The organism is Spiroplasma endosymbiont of Thecophora atra (assembly GCF_964019735.1).
Classification (GTDB): Bacteria; Bacillota_I; Bacilli_A; order Mycoplasmatales; family VBWQ01; genus Spiroplasma_E; species Spiroplasma_E ixodetis_A.
Window position 1 is genome coordinate 1302557 of sequence record NZ_OZ026464.1, and the last position, 24954, is coordinate 1327510.

30 protein-coding genes and 1 tRNA gene are annotated in these 24954 nt (G+C 22.9%); 25 read left to right on the top strand and 6 right to left on the bottom strand.

Translation table 4 applies throughout. From position 1 onward, the window contains the following. Positions 1–16: 16 nt before the first annotated feature. The 8 genes from AACL05_RS07415 to AACL05_RS07450 all read left to right on the top strand — a co-directional run bounded on the left by AACL05_RS07415 (position 17) and on the right by AACL05_RS07450 (position 9457). Positions 17–391, top strand: coding sequence for a hypothetical protein (locus tag AACL05_RS07415; protein ID WP_338961154.1), 375 nt, complete (start codon positions 17–19; stop codon positions 389–391). Positions 392–409: 18 nt separating this feature from the next. Continuing rightward, complete coding sequence (locus AACL05_RS07420; protein ID WP_338961155.1) at positions 410–1591, top strand: hypothetical protein; 1182 nt, start codon at positions 410–412, stop codon at positions 1589–1591. Between the two features lie 14 nt (positions 1592–1605). Then, complete coding sequence (locus AACL05_RS07425; protein ID WP_338961157.1) at positions 1606–3303, top strand: hypothetical protein; 1698 nt, start codon at positions 1606–1608, stop codon at positions 3301–3303. Between the two features lie 3 nt (positions 3304–3306). Next, positions 3307–5001, top strand: coding sequence for a hypothetical protein (locus AACL05_RS07430; RefSeq protein WP_338985955.1), 1695 nt, complete (start codon positions 3307–3309; stop codon positions 4999–5001). A gap of 4 nt (positions 5002–5005) precedes the next feature. Next, positions 5006–5128: a hypothetical protein gene (locus AACL05_RS07435; RefSeq protein WP_255495889.1), complete on the top strand. Its 123-nt coding sequence runs from the start codon at positions 5006–5008 to the stop codon at positions 5126–5128. 161 nt (positions 5129–5289) lie between these two features. Next, positions 5290–6240 carry an IS30 family transposase gene (locus tag AACL05_RS07440; protein WP_338960236.1) on the top strand — a complete coding sequence of 317 codons (951 nt, stop codon included), beginning with the start codon at positions 5290–5292 and terminating at the stop codon, positions 6238–6240. Further along, positions 6241–7476 carry a hypothetical protein gene (locus tag AACL05_RS07445; RefSeq protein WP_338985956.1) on the top strand — a complete coding sequence of 412 codons (1236 nt, stop codon included), beginning with the start codon at positions 6241–6243 and terminating at the stop codon, positions 7474–7476. Further along, positions 7421–9457 carry a hypothetical protein gene (locus AACL05_RS07450; protein ID WP_338985958.1) on the top strand — a complete coding sequence of 679 codons (2037 nt, stop codon included), beginning with the start codon at positions 7421–7423 and terminating at the stop codon, positions 9455–9457. Before AACL05_RS07445 ends, AACL05_RS07450 begins: the two co-directional genes overlap by 56 nt. Here AACL05_RS07450 and AACL05_RS07455 read toward each other — a convergent pair. From AACL05_RS07455 to AACL05_RS07465, 3 genes are all read right to left on the bottom strand, one after another. Then, positions 9454–9609, bottom strand: a complete 156-nt coding sequence (locus tag AACL05_RS07455) for a hypothetical protein (protein WP_338961165.1) — start codon at positions 9607–9609, stop codon at positions 9454–9456. The genes AACL05_RS07450 and AACL05_RS07455 overlap by 4 nt on opposite strands. Beyond that, positions 9581–9748, bottom strand: coding sequence for a hypothetical protein (locus AACL05_RS07460; RefSeq protein ID WP_338961167.1), 168 nt, complete (start codon positions 9746–9748; stop codon positions 9581–9583). The genes AACL05_RS07455 and AACL05_RS07460 overlap by 29 nt, the downstream gene beginning before the upstream one ends. Before the next feature lie 151 nt (positions 9749–9899). Next, complete coding sequence (locus AACL05_RS07465; RefSeq protein ID WP_338961169.1) at positions 9900–11606, bottom strand: hypothetical protein; 1707 nt, start codon at positions 11604–11606, stop codon at positions 9900–9902. A gap of 73 nt (positions 11607–11679) precedes the next feature. Here AACL05_RS07465 and AACL05_RS07470 point away from each other — a divergent pair, with 73 nt between their 5' ends. Continuing rightward, positions 11680–12840 (top strand): Mbov_0401 family ICE element transposase-like protein, encoded by a 1161-nt coding sequence (locus tag AACL05_RS07470; RefSeq protein WP_338961171.1) that lies wholly within the window; start codon positions 11680–11682, stop codon positions 12838–12840. A gap of 635 nt (positions 12841–13475) precedes the next feature. Next, the gene (locus AACL05_RS07475) at positions 13476–14729 is read left to right on the top strand and encodes an HAD family acid phosphatase (RefSeq protein ID WP_338985959.1); all 1254 of its coding nucleotides are present in this window, start codon (positions 13476–13478) and stop codon (positions 14727–14729) included. Positions 14730–14798: 69 nt separating this feature from the next. Here the strand turns inward: AACL05_RS07475 and AACL05_RS07480 are convergent, their stop codons facing one another. The 3 genes from AACL05_RS07480 to AACL05_RS07490 form a co-directional block, all read right to left on the bottom strand. After that, positions 14799–15749: an IS30 family transposase gene (locus tag AACL05_RS07480; RefSeq protein ID WP_338960236.1), complete on the bottom strand. Its 951-nt coding sequence runs from the start codon at positions 15747–15749 to the stop codon at positions 14799–14801. Between the two features lie 515 nt (positions 15750–16264). Next, positions 16265–16801, bottom strand: a complete 537-nt coding sequence (locus AACL05_RS07485; RefSeq protein WP_338961175.1) for a DUF402 domain-containing protein — start codon at positions 16799–16801, stop codon at positions 16265–16267. Between the two features lie 156 nt (positions 16802–16957). Further along, positions 16958–17034: transfer RNA gene (locus AACL05_RS07490), tRNA-His, on the bottom strand. A 577-nt stretch (positions 17035–17611) separates the two neighbouring features. On the opposite strand from AACL05_RS07490, the gene AACL05_RS07495 reads away from it, so the two are divergent. The 15 genes from AACL05_RS07495 (at position 17612) to AACL05_RS07565 (ending at position 24723) form a co-directional block, all read left to right on the top strand. Beyond that, complete coding sequence (locus AACL05_RS07495; protein WP_338961176.1) at positions 17612–18247, top strand: rolling circle replication-associated protein; 636 nt, start codon at positions 17612–17614, stop codon at positions 18245–18247. After that, on the top strand, positions 18223–18558 hold the full coding sequence (locus AACL05_RS07500; protein WP_338961178.1) for a hypothetical protein: 336 nt from the start codon (positions 18223–18225) through the stop codon (positions 18556–18558). The genes AACL05_RS07495 and AACL05_RS07500 overlap by 25 nt, the downstream gene beginning before the upstream one ends. A gap of 227 nt (positions 18559–18785) precedes the next feature. After that, positions 18786–19061, top strand: a complete 276-nt coding sequence (locus tag AACL05_RS07505) for a hypothetical protein (RefSeq protein ID WP_174480871.1) — start codon at positions 18786–18788, stop codon at positions 19059–19061. Between the two features lie 60 nt (positions 19062–19121). Further along, a complete protein-coding gene (locus AACL05_RS07510) occupies positions 19122–19295 on the top strand; it encodes a hypothetical protein (protein WP_338961180.1) in 174 nt (57 codons plus the stop codon). Between the two features lie 247 nt (positions 19296–19542). Beyond that, positions 19543–20406, top strand: a complete 864-nt coding sequence (locus AACL05_RS07515) for a hypothetical protein (RefSeq protein ID WP_338961181.1) — start codon at positions 19543–19545, stop codon at positions 20404–20406. Positions 20407–20440: 34 nt separating this feature from the next. Further along, entirely contained in the window at positions 20441–20827 is a 387-nt protein-coding gene (locus tag AACL05_RS07520) for a hypothetical protein (RefSeq protein WP_338961182.1), read from the top strand. 145 nt (positions 20828–20972) lie between these two features. Further along, positions 20973–21218 (top strand): hypothetical protein, encoded by a 246-nt coding sequence (locus tag AACL05_RS07525; protein WP_338961183.1) that lies wholly within the window; start codon positions 20973–20975, stop codon positions 21216–21218. A 3-nt stretch (positions 21219–21221) separates the two neighbouring features. After that, positions 21222–21455, top strand: coding sequence for a hypothetical protein (locus tag AACL05_RS07530; RefSeq protein ID WP_286640898.1), 234 nt, complete (start codon positions 21222–21224; stop codon positions 21453–21455). A gap of 1 nt (position 21456) precedes the next feature. Continuing rightward, on the top strand, positions 21457–21630 hold the full coding sequence (locus AACL05_RS07535; RefSeq protein ID WP_338985961.1) for a hypothetical protein: 174 nt from the start codon (positions 21457–21459) through the stop codon (positions 21628–21630). Positions 21631–21685: 55 nt separating this feature from the next. Then, entirely contained in the window at positions 21686–21940 is a 255-nt protein-coding gene (locus AACL05_RS07540) for a hypothetical protein (protein ID WP_174480864.1), read from the top strand. Positions 21941–21951: 11 nt separating this feature from the next. Further along, a complete protein-coding gene (locus AACL05_RS07545; RefSeq protein ID WP_338961186.1) occupies positions 21952–22326 on the top strand; it encodes a hypothetical protein in 375 nt (124 codons plus the stop codon). Positions 22327–22328: 2 nt separating this feature from the next. Then, the gene (locus AACL05_RS07550) at positions 22329–22526 is read left to right on the top strand and encodes a hypothetical protein (protein WP_338960392.1); all 198 of its coding nucleotides are present in this window, start codon (positions 22329–22331) and stop codon (positions 22524–22526) included. A gap of 9 nt (positions 22527–22535) precedes the next feature. After that, complete coding sequence (locus tag AACL05_RS07555; protein WP_338961188.1) at positions 22536–22727, top strand: hypothetical protein; 192 nt, start codon at positions 22536–22538, stop codon at positions 22725–22727. 2 nt (positions 22728–22729) lie between these two features. Beyond that, a complete protein-coding gene (locus AACL05_RS07560; protein ID WP_338961189.1) occupies positions 22730–23788 on the top strand; it encodes a hypothetical protein in 1059 nt (352 codons plus the stop codon). 11 nt (positions 23789–23799) lie between these two features. Continuing rightward, positions 23800–24723, top strand: coding sequence for a hypothetical protein (locus tag AACL05_RS07565; RefSeq protein ID WP_338985962.1), 924 nt, complete (start codon positions 23800–23802; stop codon positions 24721–24723). Positions 24724–24954: the final 231 nt, after the last annotated feature.

Below are 24954 nucleotides of genomic sequence, written 5' to 3' on the forward strand. Positions count from 1 at the left end.
ATTAGGAGAATGTTAAATGTTAGAAAATGAAAATAATGTTCAACAAACAACTGAACCTTTAACTGAAAATAATGCTCAACAAGAAATAGAAAATAAAGTTAATGAAGCAGAAAGTAAGTTAAATAAACTTAATCAAGAAATTAAAGAAAAAGAAATAATTAATATATTTAAAAAATATCAAATTAAAAATGAATTTTATGATTATTTAAAATTTAAAACAAGTAATATAGAAAATTCAAAAATAGAAGATACTATTAAAAAAATGATTAAAGAACAACCAATATTTAAAGAAACAATTAATACGGGTGGTAAACCACAAACAATAATAACAAATCAACCAAATTCAATAAAAAGTACATTATTGGATTATAAAAAAAATAATAATTTATAACAGAAAGGAAATCAAAAAATGGCAATACAATTCAATAAAAATTTAGATAATACCGAAAAATTAGTAGAAGCACCAGAGTTTATAGAATTTTATAAACAATCAAATTCACCATGAGCAAGTTTTTTTCCTATCGAAATAGTTAATTCAACAAAAATTGAATTTATAGTTAAAAAACCAAAAAATTCAGAAATTAAAGTATTAAAATGAAATGATAAAAGCAAAGGATTAGATGTTAGTTATGCCGAAACTATTAAAATTTTAAAAGAAATTAAAGAAGAAGCAGTTGCGGGTGAAATAATTGCTAATGTTGATTTAAATGCTGAAAATGGACAAAATTTATTAAATACAATGCAATATGAAGTTGCTAATGACTTAGCAGATTATTTAGCAAATAATGATACAAATGTAATTGCAAAATATGCAACTAAAATAGACATTACTGATAAATCACCAGTAGGATATTTAAAATCAATGTTAGATGCTTGAAATACTTTATTTCAACTAAGAAATAGTAATAATTGTCGTTTTTTTATTACTAATAATCTTTATGATAGTATTGTTTATTTAGCTAATAATAAAGGATTAATTACTGATAATCAGATTGCTCAACAATTAAGATTAAATGGAAATGATTTATATATTAAAGGTGTACTATGTCAAATTGTAATGGATGATTATATGACATTTACTGATAATAATGAAACTAAAATTATGTCTTTTGTTTTAGCAACACCAAGAGCAATGAAAAGATATATGTTACAAAATACAGTTGTATATGTTCAAGATATTGCTGATGGTAAAGTTGGAAGAAGATATTTAGTTGGTGGAGAAGTAACTGGTGAATCAATACCTTATATTACAGATGAAGAAACAACTTCACGTTGAATGTTATGTGCAATTGTTAATAATGATAAAAATGATTTAAAAACTAAGATTACAACTTTAACAACTGATATTACTGCAAATGTTAATAACAATAATAATGAATTAAATACAGAAATCAAAAGTACTAATGAACTTAAATCATTAAATCCAAATTTAACAAATCCAACTATTAAATATTTTAGTGATGCACAAGGAAAAACTAATGTAAGTAATCAAAAACAAAAAGCAGGTGACTTATATATAACTATTACTGCAAATATTAATGACTTAAATTATAAAGGAAAAACAAATCCAATTAAAATAACTCTTAAATAAAGGACATTAATATCATGCCAATTGGTACAACTAGTACAGCAATACTTTTAAACATAAATAAACCAAAACATACTAGAACAAGTAACCAACAAGAAAATAAAAGTTTTTGATGAGAAATTTTAGAAATGATTGGTGTACAAGTTATAGCAGTAGCACTTGCTCCTTTTACTGGTGGATTAAGTGAAAGTGTAGCCCTTGGATTAGGTGCAAGTGATTTTATTGCAAGTACTATTAATTTTGGTATTTATGCTACAACTGATTTTACTATTAATCAAGTTTATGATTATTTAAAAGGAAATGTAACAAAATTAAATACTTTCTTAAATTTATTACCTGCATTTGCTGGACTTAATAAAATTAGTCGTGGTTATCGTACAACTAAATTTATTAAATTAGCACAAAAAACTAAAACATTAGAACAAATTGGTGTTAAAGAAGCAAAAAACTTACAAGAAATTATTAGTCAAGTAAGTGGAAAAGAAATTTTAACAGATAAAATTATTGGTAATAAACGTTATTTAATGAATTATAGTTTTACTCCTAATCGTGAAACAGTATTACGAGATTTAGGTTATGTTGCTGAAAGACAATATAAGAATAATTTTCAAAAACTAGAAACAGAAAAATTAATGGAACACTTATTATTACAAAATACATTAATAAAATTAAGTCCACAATTAACTCCTAAATTTAAAATTAAAGATATCGAAAAAGCAAATAACTTTTTAAAAAAATTTAATACTGATTTAAAAAAAGTACTATCTATGAACCAACATGATTGATTAAATTTAGTTCATACAATACATACAGAAAATAGATATGGTAAATCTTTAATTTTGGATTTACAAAAAATTCGTGCAAATGCTATTAAATTTAATTTTAAAAATAATGTTATTCATCAACTTGTTTTAAAAGCAAATCAAACTTTTAAATATTTTGATATTAGATTTTATTTAAAAAAAGGTTTAAATAAATTTTGAAAAGATACACCATATTTTGAAAAAATACGAGAAAGTATATATAAATTACAAGAAAAATTTGAAAAGTTAGAAAAACAAGCATTTGAAAAAATTAATAAATTAAAAGAAAAAGCAACTGATTTATTTACTAGTGCAGAAAAAAGAGCAATTAAACATGCACAATTAATTCCATTAAATTCACCAGTATTTATGGGTTGCAAAATTCAACCTTTGTCATTAGATAAATGTGCAATTACTATTTATCATCGTAATCCTAAATATAAACCAATTACAGTTGTTGATAGTATTCTGAAAGCAAAAACTTTTGTTACTCAAATACATCCATTTCATTGATATCGTTGATATAGTGGTTGATACATTGGTTATGGTATTAATCGTAATAAATGATTAAAAGCAATAGCATTTGCACCACCAGTTATTCAACAAGTAATTAGAGATAGTTTTAAAATATATAGAGAAATATTTAGAACTATTAGAACTTATCATAAAGTAGTAAATGTTATTAATAACCCTATTGAAAATATTAATAAATCATTTAAAAATGTTGGTTTAAAATTTTCAGTTAATACTTTATTTGGAACAGGATTATTACATCATTTAGAAAAATTTGTATATAGTCAAGTTGTAGAAAAAGGTAAAAAAAAGTTACAAAAAGAAATTATCCATATATCACATAGAAAAACTAAAACAAAAACCAAACGTTATAAAAAAGCATTTTTTAAGGAATGATAAAATATGATTAATAAACTTTGAACTGATGTCAGTTTAGAAAATTATAATAACTGATATCCATTAACTGGAAAAATTACAGAAACACCACGACAATATATAAATACATGACCAAATGTTCATGATTGATTTAAAACATTTGCTATTCGTGCTCAAAATGATATTAATGCTTATCTTGATTTTATTTTATCTAAATTTCCTTTTGATAGTTTTAAAGATAAATTAATTAAAGAAACGTTAAGAGATATGGTTTATGTTATGGTTGAACATTGAGTATTTAATCGTACACCAATTGAATTTAATGTTGATGCTACTATTCAATTTAATAATGGTAGTCAATTTAGTGCAAATAGTACTCCTACAATTAATGTATGAGATTTAGCACCTAGTAGAATGAAAATATGAGCAAGATTAACAGAATTAAAACAAATATTTTCAAGTTATAATGATGATGAAATAGATGTTGAAAAAATTGACTTAAAAGCATTTTATACTAGAAATCAAGTTGATGAATTAATTGAACAACAAAAAGAATTTACATTATCAAAACAAATTAAATTATATGATGATTTAGTTGATGATAATGAAAATGAAATATATAGAGGTCCTGTTAGTAAATTTATTAATAAAGGTTATGTTGCAACTGATTATAATAAAGAAACTGAAACAATGATTTTAGATTGACCTGATGAAATTGGTACATTACCACCCGAAGCATTACAAAATAATCCACAAATTGGTGATTATATACATGCACCAACTTGTGATTTTTCTGCTAAACAACAGAAAAATATTACGGCCTTAACTAATAATAAACAAAATAAATTAATTACTGGCCATGGCATTAATATTACAGAAGATAATGTAATATCTGTAAGTTCTTATTTAGTAACACCACAAGATTTTTTGAATAATCCACAATGAGAAGAGCAAAAATCAATGATTTTAACAAGAAATACATATTATCAAATTTTTTGGTCACCTAATATGTCAATCAGTCAAGGACTTAAAGGAGTATTTTTCTTTTATGGTGCAGTACCAACAGCCCATAATGTAGCTATTGATTCAGCAGGTTATTACTCAAATTCTACTAATGAAATTAAAGCGCATTTAAGTGTCCAACCCGAAAATAATGAATTAATACTATCATATTTTGATGGTAATTCTTGAATAGTAACTAATCTAGATGGAAATAAATTAGGAACTAAAATATATAAACCTAAGATAAATAATAAAATTTATACAATTAAAAATAATACATTAGATATTACTTCACCAAGTGTAATTAATATAGATAAACCTATAAAAATTAATTCAAAAAGTTTAGAAACTAATGAAATAGAAGAAAATAATTGAGATATTGAATTAAAAAATAATCCAACACCCAGTCCAAGTAAAGATAATTGAAAAGAAGTAGGAACAAGAGAAAAAAATAAATGAGATAATTGACAAATTACTTATGATTTTCAAGAGAATAAACATTATAGAGTTTATTATTCTTGAAGTATATATAATCCAGTTTATACTATTCAAGAATTTATTATAACTGATAACAAAATTGCTGGTGTACAAATACAAACCTTTAATGATAGTGCTAATATAGTAATTTTATCAGTTCAACATGCTAAATTGATTACTATTTATACTGTAAAAGGTAATTTAAAAGGTAATGTATGAAAATTAGAAGAATTACAGGAATAATATTATGTTTTTTAAAATTATAAAAATTATTTTAGGTTTAATTGGAGTTTTATTATCTTCTGCTGTTGCTGGTTTAATTATATTTATTATTGTAAAAATTGTATTAAAAATTAATCAAATATTTTAAAAAAAGGTGGTGAATATTATGTTAGGTAGATTTTTTAGAAAAGATAAAAGCAATATTGCTGAGTTATACTTGTAAGTGCAAGTAAATAAAATTGCAAAAAATTCTCATATAAAAATTTCATAATGCTAAATTTAGTTTAGAAAAAAGTAAGGAGTTTTTATATGAGTTATAAACATCTTGGCATAGATGAAAGGATTTATATTGAGAATCAATTGAAATTTAAATTTAAAATTAGTGAAATAGCTAAAAATCTTAATCGAAGTATTAGTACTATTATTCGAGAAATTAATAGAAATAAAGATAATAATCATTATTTTTCATTAATTGCACAAAATAAAGCTGAAAATCGAAAACAATCACATATTAGTTTTCATAAGTTTAAAAATAAGAATTTAGTAAAATATGTACAACAAAAATTACTATTAGGTTGATCACCTGAACAAATTTATGGCAGAATTAAAAATTTTCATAAAGAGTGAGTTATTAGTTTTAAAACAATTTATACTTGAATTTATTTTGGAATGCTTGATAAAGTTACTAGTAAAAATTTAAGAAGAAAAGGTAAAAAACGAAAATCTAAAGAAAATCGTGGCAAGTTTAATGGTAAATCAATTAAAGAACGAGATATAAATGTTAATGATCGTATAACACTTGGTCATTGAGAAGGAGATACTATAGTATCATCACGAGGTAAAAGCAAATCATGTTTAATAACTTTAGTTGAAAGAGTATCACGATTTACTTTAGCAATATTAGTTAAAAACAGAACTACTAAAGTTATTAATAAAAATGTTAGTTATTATTTATCAATTCTTCCTAAAAACATTGTTAAAACTATTACTTTTGATCGTGGCAAAGAATTTTCAAATTGACAACAACTTGAAAAAAATTTAGATATAAAAATTTATTTTGCCAATCCATATTCACCTTGACAAAGAGGTACTAATGAAAATACTAATGGTTTAATTAGAGAAAAATTTCCTAAAAAATTTATTTTTTCAAAAACTAATAAAAATGAAGTTCATAAATTTATATTGTCTTTAAACCAAAGACCAAGAAAAATACTAAATTATCTTTCACCAATCGAATATTTGGATAGAAAAATAATTTAGTTGCACTTACCTTTACAATTTAGCATTAATGATAATCAAAATGAAAAAGTAAAATTTTTAAATAATAAAAATAAAAGTACTCATGCTTCAATTTTAAATTATTTTGGTTTTAATGATTTTAATCATGAAACTTATTTCACTGATTTTGTAGCAGAAAATAATGCTAATTTATATAATGCTCCATTAGAAATAAATAATGAAACTATTAAACAATATTTAATGCAACAAGAATTTTATAGAAAAAATTGAAATTCTATTTTTAAGTTAAGTAAATTAGGAATTAGTGGTTATTTAATTTATATTGCTAATGATGATTTATATTTTCAAGTAGTAGATATCCAACAAAGAGTTTATGATATTACTGGTAAATTAATTCAATGTACTATTTTTTATGATAGTTATCAACAAAATGCACAAACTGTAAGATTATTTGAAATTTATACATTAAATAATGAACAAGTAACTATTAATCGTGCAATTTATAGTATTAGTGATAATAAAAAACAATTTCCATTAGATTTTAAATCATTCATTAATAATTCAAATTTAGAACAAGAACAAACACTAAATATTAACTATATACCAATAGCAATTATGCGAAATAAAGCAAATGAATTAGCAGATTGTGATAAAGTAATGGATAAAATTAAAGCATTAGATGTTATTTATGAACAAATTGTTTTAGATACTATTTTAAACTCACCTAAATTTATTTTTAATCAAACTTATGGGAATGTTCAATCAACATTAGAAGAAGCAGTAAGAACATTAGTTACTAAAAATTACATATTTAAAAGCGGTGGAGATAATAATGAACAAAACGAAAATATCAATATGACAAATAGTAATTTTAAAGGTAAAAATTTAACTGATATATACGATTGAAATGTTAATGAAATATTTAAACGTTGTGGTATTCATATACCAAGTCAAAAGAAATCTGCACAACAATCAGTTCCCGAAAGTACAGCTGTAAATATTTCAACTATTAATTATATTGAACAAAAATTATGACAATTTAATATTGATATTCTTAAATTTATTCAAATATTAGTACGTTTAGATAAAGATTTATTAAATAGTAAAACATTTAATATTAATGATGAACAAGAAATTAATAATTTAACAGTTAAATTAAAATTATTTAATCCCGAAAATAACCAATTAATAGGAGAAAACAATGGAAAACAACAACAAACCACAAACGAAGTTTCCACAGAAACAGAAGCAAACTAAACTTAATCAAGCAGAAGTAGAAAATGATTATTTAATTGATAATATTCCTTATGATTTTACTAATATGATGAGTACTACTAGTGACCCAGATATTAATAGAGCATACGATGAATTTAAAAAAAGAACTATATATATTTATGAAATTGAACGTTTATTTAAAAATAATGAAAATAATAGTTTAAGATTTTCAGCAAATACTATTAAAATAGGTTTTATTGATATTGATAAAGTATTAAAAGCTACTGCTGTTGAAACATCAGACTTTACTATGCAATTAAATCAAAGAGCAAGTACAAATATTAATGATAATACAATTGAATATAGTATGACTGATATTAAAAATTTAATTTTTCAAGAAATAAATTTATTAAATCAATTTAAGTTATATGCTGTATCTATTAATGAATTATTAACTGAAAGTAATATTGATAATTTATATATCATTAATAATTATTCTCAACCTTATCAAAATCCAAAAACAAGAAGTACTAAAAGTATAACTATTATTAAAATTAAAGATTTTAAAACAAGAGATGGTTATCCAATCATTATTAAATTGCAAAAACCATTAGATAAAGATACAAAAGTAATTGGTTTAAAAATTAAAGCCCCTAGAAGCATGATTTTCGGCAATATAAAGGTACTTGGTGAAGTTGATAATATGGAAGTATACCCAAAGTTATTTATCAAGGATAAGATAGCATTTCCGCTATTATCAATGCCTATTGAAACTCAACCAAAAGTTAGAATATTACAACAATGATTTAGTGAACAAATATTACCTTGAAATTTAGCAAAACAATTTATTGGACAAGAAAAATCAGTTTTAGATTTAATTAAAATTAGTAGTGGTAATATAACAAGAAGAGAAGTTATTAAAAATGCAAGAGTTACACATGCTTGATTAGGATATGAATTTAGTAATGTTTTAGGTGGCAAATGACCACTAAAAAGTCAAAAAGAATTAAAAGATAAAGAAGTTTGAGATTTTGTAGATGAAAGTCAATTTTATCAATATATTGCAACTAATAATAAATTTAATGATATTGAAATAGAAATTAAAGACGCACCAACTAATGATAGTTTACAACAATTATTATTAGATATGCTAAGTTATACATATAACTATAATAGAAACTTCGAAGGTGCTAAATATGAAGACAAAAATGGTAAACCAAAAAATGAAATAGCAAAATTACGAGCAAAATTTGAAGGACAAAAGCCCGAAGATGTTATTACTAATTTATTTAAACAATGAAAATTAGATTATCCAAATTATATTAATTTAAAACAAATAAAAATTTTTAAGCAAATATTTATCATGTTATCAGAATATATTTATTCAATATTATCAATAAATAAAGGTTTGAATGATGATAATAAAATTTTATTACCTTATTATTTCGAATTAAAATCAAGTCCAATACATCCTACACCTGATGATATTTGGCAATTTAAAGATGTAAAAGTGATATTAAAATCTGCATATTTTGATTTTACAGATATCAATAATATTAAGTTAAAAAATAATGATATTAGTCAAAATGAATTATTTAAATTAGATGATAATCAATTTAATTGATTATCTATTACAAATGAATTAGAAACAAATAACATACCTTCATTAATTCCTGCTGATTGAACATTAGGTAATGGTGAATATGGAAAATATTTTACAAGAGCAATTATTGAAAAAATTAAACTTGAAAATTTATTAAATTTATATGGCTCAAATAAATCCCAATTATTTTCTAAATTAGAATTTTATAAAGAAATTTCAAAAATTGATAATAATAATGAATTTGAATTACAAATTGAAAATCCAATTACTAACTTAAATCGAGTTGAGATTAGTGGTATTTTTGGTGCTGGTAATTATGATTTACTTTTAATAACTAATAAACAAGAAATAAACTTACAAAATATTAATTTATTTGATAAATATAATGAAAATGTTTCTTATATAAATTTAGAAATTTAATTATCAAAATATCCATCAGGATAAATACCATCTCATTTTATATCAGTACTATCAAGCGATTTAATTCCAAAATATAAACTTATCTTATATTTGTCTTTTGTTTTATATGACCATATTGTTGATTTAGCCCCCCCAGTAGACTGTATAGTCATGTCCTAAATATGATTTATAACCATTAGTTTGATTATGTGCTAGTGAACCAATTATTAAACCAGTTACTCCACTTACTGCACCAGTTAGTGCTAATGCTAATGTTATTTTACTTAAATTTGTTTTTATTCATGTTTTCATATTAAATTCTCCTTTTTTTCCTTGATTTTACTTATAAATTGTACTATTTTTGATTATTTTTACAAGTATGCTTTTAAATGCAAAATAAACGCCTAAATTAAAGACGTTTATTTTGTGATACCTATACTATTAATTGTATTGTGCTTATTTATTATATAGCAAATGTGAAGATACTTTTTTTCACAGTAGCATTATTTTTACCCCTAATTACATTTTTATATGGATATAATGCATAAAACAAAGCATCATATGGGTCTTGATACATATTTTTGTCAGGAATGTTAGTTTTTGTTTCATCATAACGTAATTCTTCTAAACATTGAGTAGTTTTTGGTAAATCATCTTTATTAGCATAAAAGTTTCCATAACTCATAATATTTCTCATTCAAACTACTCTATTAGTTAATCCTGCTTCTTGATTTAAATTTGAAGCATGTTTAATAGCAGTTTGTGTTATTAGAATAGTATTATGCTCATCTATTAATTTTTGACTTAATCAATCAATTGCTGTTCTTGCCTTGTCATCATAAAAATAAATTGCTTGGTCAAAGTTTTCAAAATTATCTATTAATCCTAAAATTTCATTAACATAAGCATTAATTTTTTCATTTTCATTAATAAAATCATTTGGAGTAACTACTAATTCACAAATAATATAAGCATCATAATAACCAGTATTATTATATTCTTTAAAACCAACTACCATAAATACAGTATGGTCTTTTGGTCCCGTAGCTCAATCGATTCCAACACTATAAAAATCAAATTTATACATATCTTTTTCTTGATTATAAAATTGTTTTAAATCATATGATTGTCAATATTTTACTGTTTTCTGAAATGGAAAAATTGTTGCATCACTATCTAAAAATTCAAAACCATAAAAAACAGTATTAAATTCATCAGGATTACTTTTTTTCATTTCTAATAATGTTCTTTTTTGAATATCTGGTAATTTATTTCAAAATGGTTGAATAGTAAATCTTAAAACAAATAAACCTAAACCACTAAACATATCTTGATTTTCATAATAAATTTTGCCAACTTTTTTAAGATTTTCCATCACTTTATCATTTAATGGTAAAAATGGCGTACAGTATTTTAAATAAAATGGATGGTATTTATCATAAGGATTACATGTAAAAGTAATGAAAAAACTTTTATAAAAATAACGAGTAATCTTTTGTCCAAAGGTAGAACTATATATATTTTTATCAATAAATGTTCAACTTCACTCTTTAATAGGTTCATTTGATACTTTAATACGATTACTTCTAAACATAGAGTTTTGTAATCTTTCATATCGATATGTTAATTGCTTTTCTGTTAAAGTTTCTTTTTCTTCTGCCATAATAATTTCATCTGTTCTTGAACCTAAAAAACTTGAACCACCTGCTTCTTTTCCAAAAATCTTATTACCATTAGCATAACCAATAAAGTCAATTTGTTGATTATTAGGAAAAATAATACAACCACCATCCTTAGTTATTTTTCATTTAATACCGTGTGGATTATTAGGTAATAAATTAATATTATATGTATCTAATAAAACTTGACAAACATTCATTAAAGCACCAATTGTCGTTTCACTATGAGTATTTTCATAGCGCCTTACTTCTTGAACACTACTATCACTAAAATTACAACATATAAATAAATCAAATGCTAAACAATTTCAAGTTTTTCTTGTGCCACGTGCAGTTGGTACAAAACGATAAAAACAATTGGTAGTGAAAAATTCTGCTCATTCATCACCAACAAATTGTTTAAAAATATCTCAACTAAAACCATAATTATTATCACTAAAATTAAGGTCATATTTTTTATTTAATTGTGTATAACTACTAATAAAAGCCATATTTACTCCTTATTTTTAAAAAAAATTAAACTTAAATTATTAACAAACAAAAATTTAGAAAGGAACATTAAAAATGTTAAAATTACCATTCCCTAATCATTTTGATTGAGACAAACATGATTTTAATCAAGATGAATTAAGTTTAAAACAAACAGAAGAACTATTTTCAAAAATAGATGATTATTTATGAAGTATATGTGATAAATCTGAATATAAATCATATAGATTTAGACAACGAAAATTAAAAACAAAAAAAGGTTTATTAACTTATAAACGACGTATTTGTACAAATTATAACACAAAAACACAAAAAATGGAGTACGTATCATTATTAGATAACTATCTTGGTGTTAAAAAATATAGTAAACTTGCACCTAACGTTATTAAACAAATTTTAAAATATTTTGCTGATAGTAAAAAGTATCGTGATGTTTGTGATACTTTTATTGAAGATTTAATAAGTAATAGTACAGTTTGTAGAACATATCAAAAATTTGAATTACCAAAAGCAAATATTCCCAAAATACCATTACAACCAAATCAAAATTTATATGTAAATATTGATGATGGTCATCGAAAATTTAAGTTTAATGAAAAACACAATACTAAAAATTGTAAAAAATGTTCGATGAGATTAATAGTAATGTGTACTGGTAAAAAGAAAAATGGAAAATTAATTAATAAAAGAGCTGTATGTAAAATAAGAGTTTCAAAAACAGAAATTGGTGCTGAAAAAACCGCAAAATTAATAGAAAAATATGGTAATTTATTTTTTGAAAACTTTGACCAAGCAAATTTAATAGTTTGTGGAGACAGTGCAAAATGAATTAAAAAAACTTCTACCATTTTAAATGCCAAATTTATTTTAGATAAATTTCATGCTTTTCATGTTTTATTTCTTGGTATCATGGCTGGAAGAAGAAAAAATCAAATTGCTAAATTACACTATCAAAATGCAATAACTTTATTTAAAAAAGGTCAATATTATGAATTAATTGATTTTTTACAATCATTAACCTTACAATATAAAAAATTAAAAGTTGGTTATTTCATTAATGCAAAAGATGGTGTACTAAACCAAGCACTAGTTGAAAATATTGGTTGCTTTACTGAAACTAATATTAAACAAATTTTAAAGCATATGATTGGTGATAGAACTTATAACATTGATATGTATACAAAAATGGTTAATTTTAAATGCTATCAAATAAATACTGCCATCCAGTTATTATAAATTAAGATTAAAGATTTTTAAAAAAACCAAAAATAAAATAAAACTTATTAAATTTTGCATTAATAAGAATTTTTGAGTTATAAAAGTAAGTATTATTGTTGACTAATATTTTTGAAGTGTTAAGATTAACTTACAATTGCATATTTAAGTCAAAATTATTCTCGTCTAACTTTATAATTTTCAGACAAATTTGAATATTATTGACAACATCGGTATGCTCCCAAATTTTAACATCCTTTTTACCTCTTTATAATTATTATTTCGCAATATTTCTAGTAAACTATTCGTACTTTATTTTTAACATCTTATGCAAAAAAAAATTAAAATCTATAAACAATAATTTTATTTATCAATCATTTTTAAAATTATTAAAAACTAAATGTAATTAATAATTAAGTATCTAATTTTACATTTATCTTAACATTTAGCCAATATAAATCAACAATAATACGTAATTTAAATAGTTAAAAATAATTATATCTTGTCTTTTAAATTTTAAAAATAAATATATTATCTTTATTGATTGTAAAATTTCAAAAAAAATGTTAAAAAAACTACAAACTAAATATAGTTTTTAACCTATTTACTTTGTTTCTCAAAGTAAATAGGTTTTTATTTTTAAAAGGAGAAAAAACATGAAAAAAATATTAAAAATAATAAGTGGTTTAATAATTATTACAAGTACAAGTTTAAGCGCTATTGGATGTTATAAAAATAACAATATTTATGATTTAAAAGTGTTACAATCAATAATTTGACAAGAATCAGCAGAAAGAAAAATATCATTATTAAATACTTTTCGTGCAGCAATAAAACAGTATGATGATGTTATAGAAGCAAATAAAAAACATTTATCATTAGATGTTATTTACGCAACCGCAAATAAACCTAATGCCAAAAATGATGAAGAAGATAAAAATTATACTGTGCATTATAATCAATCAAAAATTGAAGCTAATAAATATGTACCTATTGTTATTACTGATTTGGATGAAACATTCATAAATAATATTGGTTTTTCAATTTATAAATTTTTTAATCCAAAAATGAAAGATATGGATTATGAATTTAAAAAATGAGTTGATCATCAAGTCAATTTTGAAGAACAACTTTATAATGGAGTTTTAGAATTTGTTAAACATGTATGAAAAAGTGGTGGTATTGTTTTATTTGATTCAAATCGTTTTCAAGGCGAAAATATCAAGTATGGAGATGAAGCAATACCAACTAAAAAACTACTAGAAAATAATTATTATCCAAAGGCATTTCTTGATAGTTATGTTTGATGAATGCAAGGAGTAACTAAATATGATTCAAATAATTATAAAAATTTAATATCAAAAGAAAATCGTTTTAATTATATTAATAATAACAATTTTAAATTATCATCAAAAGATAAAAATAGTATGCAAATAAAAAATTGAGAAAATGATTTAGTACCAATAAAAAATGTACCATCACATATTATAATGAAATTGGGTGATAACATTAATGATTTTCATTCTAATTTAACTAATTCAAAATTAATTGATAAAATATCATTAAAAAATGAATTAATAAATAATAAAAATTTTAATAACTTAATTGGTAAAGTGGGAGATGAATTTTGATTTACAAAAAATGAAAATGGAGAAATAATAGAACATTATTGAAAAGAAAATGAAAAAAATAGTTTAATTGATAGTGATCTAAAAAACCTTGGTTTTGTAAAAGAAATTAAACTAGAAGAAGGAAAAATTAATTGAAAAGAAACTTATGTACTGGTTGGTGGTAATGATGTATATGGTAATTTTTTATGAGATTTAGAAAAAAAATATGGTTCTAATTTAGATAATTGATTAAATTTACTAAAACATTATTTCAAAAAATATGAAAATATATGAAAATAATTTACAAAAATTAATATTCAATCTCTAAATAAAATTAATATATATGCTAAATTGTAAAGGTAAGTGCAACTAAATTATTTTTCTATCCAAATATTCGATTGGTGAAAGATAATTTAGTATTTTTCTTGGTCTTTGGTTTAAAGACAATATAAATTTATGAACTTCATTTTTATTAGTTTTTGAAAAAATAAATTTTTTAGGAAATTTTTCTCTAATTAAACCATTAGTATTTTCATTAGTACCTCTTTGTCAAGGTGAATATGGATTGGCAAAATAAATTTTTATATCTAAATTTTTTTCAAGTTGTTGTCAATTTGAAAATTCTTTGCCACGATCAAAAGTAATAGTTTTAACAATGTTTTTAGGAAGAATTGATAAATAATAACTAACATTTTTATTAATAACTTTAGTAGTTCTGTTTTTAACTAATATTGCTAAAGTAAATCGTGATACTCTTTCAACTAAAGTTATTAAACATGATTTGCTTTTACCTCGTGATGATACTATAGTATCTCCTTCTCAATGACCAAGTGTTATACGATCATTAACATTTATATCTCGTTCTTTAATTGATTTACCATTAAACTTGCCACGATTTTCTTTAGATTTTCGTTTTTTACCTTTTCTTCTTAAATTTTTACTAGTAACTTTATCAAGCATTCCAAAATAAATTCAAGTATAAATTGTTTTAAAACTAATAACTCACTCTTTATGAAAATTTTTAATTCTGCCATAAATTTGTTCAGGTGATCAACCTAATAGTAATTTTTGTTGTACATATTTTACTAAATTCTTATTTTTAAACTTATGAAAACTAATATGTGATTGTTTTCGATTTTCAGCTTTATTTTGTGCAATTAATGAAAAATAATGATTATTATCTTTATTTCTATTAATTTCTCGAATAATAGTACTAATACTTCGATTAAGATTTTTAGCTATTTCACTAATTTTAAATTTAAATTTCAATTGATTCTCAATATAAATCCTTTCATCTATGCCAAGATGTTTATAACTCATATAAAAACTCCTTACTTTTTTCTAAACTAAATTTAGCATTATGAAATTTTTATATGAGAATTTTTTGCAATTTTATTTACTTGCACTTACAAGTATAACTCAGCATATATATATATATTAATTGTAAATTTTCAAAAAGATGTTAAAAATAACTATAAACTAAATATTGTTTTTAACCTATTTACTTTGAGAAACAAAGTAAATAGGTTTTTATTTTTAAAAGAAGTAAAAAAATGAATAAAGAAATTGAACAAGAAATAAAAAACTTAATGTTTAAAGAAATAAAAAAATTAAGAACATATGCTATTAATTATCATAATTACAAAAAAACATACAATTTAATGATATAGATATTCAAAATATAAATAATGGTATTGAAAATAAAAGTAAAAAAAGTAATATAAACAGTATTATGAGAGAACATAATTATGCAAAAAAATTATCTATTTTATAAAAAAATTTAATTTAATTATAAAAAGTTTTAATATAAAAAATAGTAAGAACATATGTTCTTACTATTTTTGTAAACTTTGGTTTTGGTAATTTTTTCAATAATTTAAAATTACATCATCATTAAATAAATTAATTTCATTTTTTTTAACTCCTTTTTTTAATTTATTTATATTTTGTCATAATATATTTTGTAAAGGTATTGGATACTTTCATATTCGACGATTAGTTTTAAATTCTTTCAAATCTAACAGTTTATAAGAACGATTAGGAAATACTTTAATATCTAAATCATAATCAATGTATTTAACTGTTTGCGAATCTAAAATAAAGGGACTGGCAATATTACAATAATAATGAACACCATCATTACGAATCATACAAATAATATTGTATCAATCATTTTTAAAAAATAACCAAATTGCTGGATCAACGGTTGTTCATTTACGACCATTAATTTCAGTAATTGTTACATTCTCATTTACTAAAACTAAATATTTTTCAGTATCTTCTAAAACAATTGAATTATTTCAACTACGATATAAATCGCCATTATGCTTATATGCATGAATTGAAAGTATTTGCCCTTCTTTAAGGTACATATACATTTAAACCTCAACTTTCTGCAAATCATAAAACATAATAATTATACCATTATTTATTTAGTAAATAAAAAGCGAAAAATAAATTTATAATAATATTTATTTAAAAAAGAAAAAACTCCAAAAAGGAATAGTAAAAAACATAATTTTATTAAATGGGGCGACTGACGGGATTCGAACCCGCGAATGTCAGTTCCACAAACTGATGCGCTAGACCGCTACGCCACAGTCGCCATATTAGTTTCTATAAGTAAAACCGTTAAATATTATACAATAAATTTATCATTTTTTAATATTTTTTTTCATAAAACTACAAAAATAATCATCTAATTTTCGTATATAACAGTAACAATAATAAAAAACAATGTTACTATTAACAATCAGAACACAATTTTAAATTAATAATTATGGTTAATTATTAATTTAAATACTCTTAAAATAAAGTTTTATGCCCTTAATAAAAAGCATAAAATGTAATAAATAATATCTTATTAAATCAATTTATTAATCAAATTTTATTAACAATACTAACTTACAAATAATTTAGATACTAATACTTATGATTAAAATTTAGCAATATACTGATTCCTTTCTCAATTAATTTTAATTAAGAACACCAAAAACAAAACAAATACCCTGATTTACAGATTGAAAAAACATTTAAAATTGGTATAATTTATATAATTTTAATTTATTAATTAAGTAACGTTTTTCTTTTATTATTTGTTTTTATAATTTTTTATGATAAGATTTGTTTGTTATTAAAATATAAAATTTACTACTTTAAAATAGTGTTCAGTGGAGTTTTATATGGATATTCAGCAAGATTTTTATATTAAAAAAGTTTTTTATGCTTGTTATGTAAAAAATATAGTATTACCTATTTCATTTTTGACTAATATTGGAAATAAAAAAGGTAAATGTTATGTTGGTAATAAGCAAAAATTAAGAAATAGTACTATTCGTACTAAAACTAATTTAATTCAAAAAGCATTACATAATTTTTATAATAGTAAGATGTTAAGTTTTGTTACTTTAACTTATAAAGATAATATGCAAGATGTTAAAAAAGCAAAAAAAGATATTGGTTTATTTTTTATTAAATTACAAAAGTGATGAAATGACCCTAAACGTTTTTCATATTTGGGAGAATTAAAATATTTTTATGTTTATGAGTATCAATCTCGTGGCGCTATTCATTTTCATATAATTTTCAATAGAAAGATACATAAAAGTATGTTAGCAGAGTGATGAAATCATGGTTTTAATGATTTAAGAGTAGTTAAAAAAGGTACTAATGAATTTGTTATTAAATATTTAGGAAAGTATGTTACAAAAGCAATAGATGATGTTAAGTCTTTAAATCAAACTGATGTAGGTGTAAAAGCCTATGCTTTTGTCGTAATTGTAAAAATCCTATTGTGGTTCGTGGTATTAAGAAATTAACAATTGGAGATATAATTAAAGCAAGTTTTAATGCTACAAATGTATTTTATTTTAAAACTCAAAGAGATAATAATGGTAATACTGTTATGATTGGTGGTATTATTGAAAGTACTGTTGTAAATGATTATTTTAAAGAGTATGAAGATTATGAACGATATGTATATTTAAGTGCTTTATCGTATAAAGACTATTTACGGACTAGTGAAATTGGTTATCTAATTCAAAGAGATAAAGATGTTTTGATTTGGGCAGAGAAAGTTTTTGGTAATAAAGTCGAAAAAATAGATTTTAAGAAAAGAGTTTTACATTAGAAAAAAACTTAATTTTTCTATAATTTTACTTGTATATATATATATATATATATATAATATTTATTGTCAAAATAATTTAAGGTCACCACTGAAGACTTTATTTTGTTTTGACATTTTTTGTTTTTTACTTGAAATATATATAAATATCTATATATTTATATATAAGATGGTTTACCCACATCTTAATCTGACTTTATTAGTCGTTTCAGTGGAGGTTAAGTTTTTTTATGTTTAAAGTTCAATTAGTTAATATTGAAAAAGGGCGTATTATTCCCGATAAAAATAATAAAGGTCAAACATTAAAGTTTGATGTTTTGAAATTTGTAGAAATAAATAAACAAACAAGCGTGCCAACTGGTCAAACACGTGATAAATGATATAATCCGGAATTTGCTAGCGATTTTAATAATTGTTTATCTGCTGTTGATTTAAAAGTTGGTAATTTTTATTCACTTGAACTTGATTTAAGCGGTAATATTAAAAAACTTTCTAATTGAAAATAGTTATTTATTAAAAGGGTAATTTTAAATAATTATTAATATGTTAGGAGTTAATTTTAAATTATGGCTAAAAATGATAATTGTTCATGTGAACAAGCATTTCATTTAGCAATTTATATATGTAAACTTTGTGACCAAGTTATTTGTCCTAAAAGAGTTTTACAAAACTTATATACTAAAAAATATTATTGTCCAAATTGTATATTAGATATTGCTTTAAATAAGGCAATGAGATAGCAAGAAAGTAAGTTAAATTATGAGACATAAATGTAGCGATTGGACTTATGAAAGAGTATATGGTTGTGAAATGTGTTATAGAGTTGCTAATGAAATGGAACGAATAAGAAAAGAGAATAAAAGAAATAAATAAAAATTAAATAAGGGGCTTATATATGGATTATATATTTTTCATTAAGCCCCAATGGATTAGATTATAATTCATAAATAAGCTCCTTATTAGTATATAAAATAAGGAGTTTTATTTATGCCTAATGTGTTAGAACAAACTAGTAATTATACTTTAACTAAAATTTTAAGAACTGGATTAAGTCCATTAAGTGCTATGGTTGGAGTTAGTGCTTATTATGGTCAATATTTAAAAGACCCAATTTTAGGTTCTATTAATTCTTTGTTATTTAGTAAAAAGTTAGGAATTGATATATGGAATATTAATCAAAGACCAACTACTAGAAATAAAGTTATTAATAGTTATAAAAAGATATTTTTAGGTTTAGGAACAATTGGTTTAATAAATTATGCTAAGTTTGTTCACTATGTAGATAAATCAGTTTCTTTATTAAGAGATGAACCTTGTTTTTGACCACCATGTCCTACTGAACCACCTAAACCAACGTATCCACCATTTACAACTGTTAAACCGATAATTGATGTTCCTTTTGTAGATTGAGATACTTATATATCTTTAAATAGTTTTGGTATTTCAAATCTTATTAGTGGATTAACTGAGTTAATTCCTAATAGATTTCAAAATATAAGAAAGATAGCAAATTTGGGTACTAGTGGATGTTTGATTAGTAGTGGTGTTGCTATGGGTATTAATAATAATTTTAATAATTATTTTGCTATTCCTACGATTATTGCCGGTGCAAGTGAGATTATTAATACTTTACTATTGCCATTGGGAAGTACACATAATAATAGTGAATTACAAGAAGTATTTACAGATGAAAGAGCAAGATTAATTAATGGTAGTGTTAATGATTATCAAAGTACAGATGACGGTATGGTTGATGTTGATTTAAATGATGATAGTATGTCAGAGATTAATTTAGATAGAGCAAGTTTAAATTGGGATTATTCTTATGCTTATACACTAGGTGGTGTTTAAAGTGAAAATATATATGTGATAAATTTTAAAATTTATGGCATTAACTGGATGTATTACATTTAGTATATTTTTAGGATTAATTCCTAGCATTATAGTTTTAGGAATTGTTGCAATTAAACCAGTATCTATCTTAATTGGTATTGTTATAGGTTATATTGGTATTCCATGAAATAATATTAAAAATAAAATAACAAATTGAGTTTTTAAGAGAAAAGAAAATAAATTTATTAAAAAGAATGATTTAAAAGTTGAAAGAAAAAGATATGAAAAACAAAAATTAGAAAGAAAATTTCAAAATTTAAATAATCAAGTAAAAGAATTAAAACAAACATTAGAATTTCAAAGTAAATTATTAGAAATTAATAATGAAAATTTAAGAAATAATGAACAAAATAAAACTATAAGAACATTTATTTTATAAGGAGTGAATTAATTTTATGAAAAAAGATAAATGAAAAAAATATGCCAAGACAAAAGTTGCATAAGAAAAAAGCAAAAAGAAATTTTGACCAAAGATTAAGTGAAAATATGAATTATGATGATTTTTTATTAGGGGGTAAAAAATAATGGAAAATAAAGAAATTAAAAAAAAGTGGTATGACACTTCTAAATTTCATGTTTTTTATTTTATTGTTGGTTTCTTTTCTATGGTTTGAACTGTTGCTGAAATACATAATATTATAAATGATAATTTTGACTTTTTTATTGGTTTAGATTTGGGAATTAATATTTTACTTTTTGTTTTAGTAATTGTTTATGAATTATTTAGTTTAATTGATTTTTTAAAAAAAAAGAAAAAAAGGAAGTGATAAATAATGGATTTTAAAGAAATTATAAAATATGCGTTATATATTGGTGGGTTTTGTTTAATTCTTTGGTTTTGTAGAAATTGAATACGTGAAGGTATACAAAGATTTAAACATAAAAAACATATAAAAGATAATGATAGTGAACCCGATTGTATATTTTGTCGTAAAGATTTTGAAAAGAAGAAACGTAAATTAGAAATGGAAAAACAACAAAAAGAATTAGAGAAAGGAGGTGATTAATATGCCTGCTGGATTATCAGCATTATTAAATATGATTGGTGGTGTTGGCCAACAATTATTAAATGCTTTTACTTATATTTTTGGTTGAGTATTTACTACTGGCGATGGTGGAACACTTACAAATTGACCAGTGTTAATTTCAATTGTATTTATGGTATTAGTGTTTATCAAATAATTTGTGGGACATATTATTCATGGAACACATTAGTAATTAGAAAGGAAGTAAGCAAATGGTAAAGTTATTTTTTAGTTTGGTTTTTGTTTTACCTTTATTAGGTAGACTTTTACCAGTTGTTAATACATTGGTACAAACTATTTATATGCAGTATTTAAGTTCTTTTGCTGGGTTACATACTGTGACACTTTTTATTAAGTCGTTTTTTTATGATAGTTTATACACTTTACCTTTGCCTATTCTTGCTTTAATAAATGTTAGTTTTGTATTTTATTTAATTTTGGGATTATTTAGATTTACAAGACATTAGGATATGAAATTATGTTTATACCTTTTATTACAACAGTTATGCAATTATTTGCTTCAATTTTTATGAAGTTTTTTAGTTTTCCACTTGGTGATTTAGGTTTTAATTTGGGTACGTTAATAATATTTTTAATTTTGCTTAGATTTGCATTTAGGGTTATTTTACCCGAATTAATGTTACCAACATTAGGTTTAGGATATGCTGTTAAGTTTATTGATAAAAGTTCTGTTTCTTTGGGTGTTGGTACTGGTCAACAAATTGCTAAGAGTTATCAAAGACGCGTTGAAAAAGTAAAAACAAGAAATAAACAACAAGGTAAGTTTAAAGGTGGTGCTGGTGGTAATAAGTTTACTGGTAGTTCAACTCGTGACTTTGGTATTGGTGATTAATTATGTCTAATTTTGTTCTTAGTATATTGCATTTTATTTTTATATTTTCTAGTAATGATATTAGTATATTTTTAAATCAAACTAATATTACTGATGAAGTTTATATTTTGTTTAATTTGACTTTTTGGTTAGTATTAGGTGTATTTTTTAATTTTATTTATCGTAGTATTAAATTTATTTTTAGGTCATTATTTGGGTAGGTGTTAGTTATGAGTATTTTAGAAATTTACAATAAAATACATCAATGTATTGTTGATTATTGAACTATGTTTATAGGTAATCCAGTTGATGATTTTACTACTATTTTATGAAATTTAGTAGTTTATGGAACACAGTTTTTTATTGGATTTGTTTTATTTTATGGTTCATGGTGAATTTTAAAATGTTTATTTGGTAAATAATTATGTGATTTAAGTTTGCTAAATTATTTTTTGTTGTAAATACTTCTGTTCAAGCACCGACTAGTTTAATTGTTTCAAATGACCCTAATGTTGTTAATTATGATATTACAAAAGAAATGGTTAAACATGTTAAATATCATGATTTTGATGATTGAGCAACAATTCCATGAAATTCTGCTTATTTTGATGTTGACCAACCGGATTTAAAATTAGTTAGTGGTGAATTTATAGGTAATAATGAAGGTTTATATACGTGTTATTATTATAGTGATACAGTTGGTGTTCCGTCACAAATGATAGATATGGGAACTGGTGTTTATACTTTTAATAGAAAACAATTAGATGAATTTTCACGTATTATGTTTAATCATAATTATGTTGCAAAGAATAATACTAATAATTTAAATTTTGTTAATACTGGTAAAAGTATTATAAATTTTCAAACACAGTTAAATTTTGAAATTGATAAACCTTTAAGTTTTTATATTCAAGGTTTTATGTTTTATTTTGAATATGAATATTTTAAAACTTTTACTGCTAATTTTGTTTTTAGTTTTTTAGATAATGTTGGTAATACAAAATATGTTTTTAAAGGTAAAGTTGATAATGATATTTATCAGCAAGATTTATATAATTTTGTTACTATGCCTATTCGTGTTCCAAATTTAAGACATTTAACAGTATTTTTTGATGTTCATGGTGAATCAACTAGACCAACTTTTTCACCACAATTAAATTTTGGTCAAATTAATATTTCTTCAAGTGAGAAAGTTACGCCAGTACCACCAAATAGTCCTTTTAACCCTGAGTATGAACGTGTTAGTTGATATGATGTTTTTGGTCATTTGCGTAATGCTTTTAGGTGAGTACTATATGGTGTTGTTGGTAAAGTTTTACCAGTGGAACCATTAAGAGAATTTTTTACTAAACTTGACGGATTATTGAGACGTATTTTTGATGATACTATTAGTTCTGTTTTAAATGTTGATTTTACTAGTGGTTTAGAACAAGTTTTAACTTTATGAGTATTTTTAAAAGCAGTTGGATTTTTAGTTGGTTAGGAGTTGAAATAATGTCTTGATATGGTTATTTACTTTTAGGAGTTATATTATTAATAATACTTTATCCATTTTTAATAACTAGAAAAAATATAAAGATATTACAACGTGTAGGTAGTTATATTATTTCAGCACCACCACGTACTGGTAAATCTGCCCTTGCTTGTTGTTTAGCACAAAAACATAAAGGTAGGGTAGTAAGTCCTATTCCTATTAAAGTACGTAATGAATATAGTTATCGTTGTTCTTATGATGATGTTTTTAAATTTAATCAATTAAATAGTAATTATGCTTTTAAAGAGAATGATATGCTTGTTTTTGATGAACTAGGTTTAAAAATTAATAGTAATGATTTATCAGCCGAATTTAAAGAAACACAAGAAAGTTTAGGAATGTTTTGTAAATTAATAGGTCATAATTTTAATGGAATTATGTATATGATTGAACAACACCCCGATAGAATACCAAAACAAGCACGTGAAAAAGTGGAATATATTGTGCAAGTTAAAAGAATGCGTATTTTGTTATTTTTAGTTAAGTTTAAACTAAATATTTATACTAATGTTGATGATTATAATAAAGTTGTATTATCTAAAAGACAAACAAAGCGAATAATTAAACGTGGTGGATTACCACCTAGTTATAGTGGTGAAACTATGACTTTTAGTTTATGATTTCCTAGGTCTTATTTACAAAGATATAATAGTCGTGTTTTAAATTATATTCATTCGTTAAAGAGTGAATTAAGTACTGTTAAAGAGTATGAACAATCACAAGCATTAGATTTTACTGTTGATGATATTAGAGCAGTAGGATTAGATAAGTTAGATAATATATTACAAACTGAAAAGAAAGAAACTGAAAATACTGTATGCCGTACTTGTTATTATAGAAATAAATATTCTAAGAAAAATAAGAAAGATGTTAAAATAGAATAAACCTATATTTATTGGTCGAAGCCAACCAGAACCTTGGTTGGTTGGCCGTGGCGTTTACGCCACTGGGGTGAGTTGCGAAGCAACTAGGGGCAAAGCCCCTATATACTTGATATATCTTATTAATCTTATTATTAAAACTTTGAAAAAGTTATAATATACATTTTTATGTATCAAAAAATATTATTTTTAATAAATAGCAAAATATATATAATAAAAGTTTAAATAAAATTA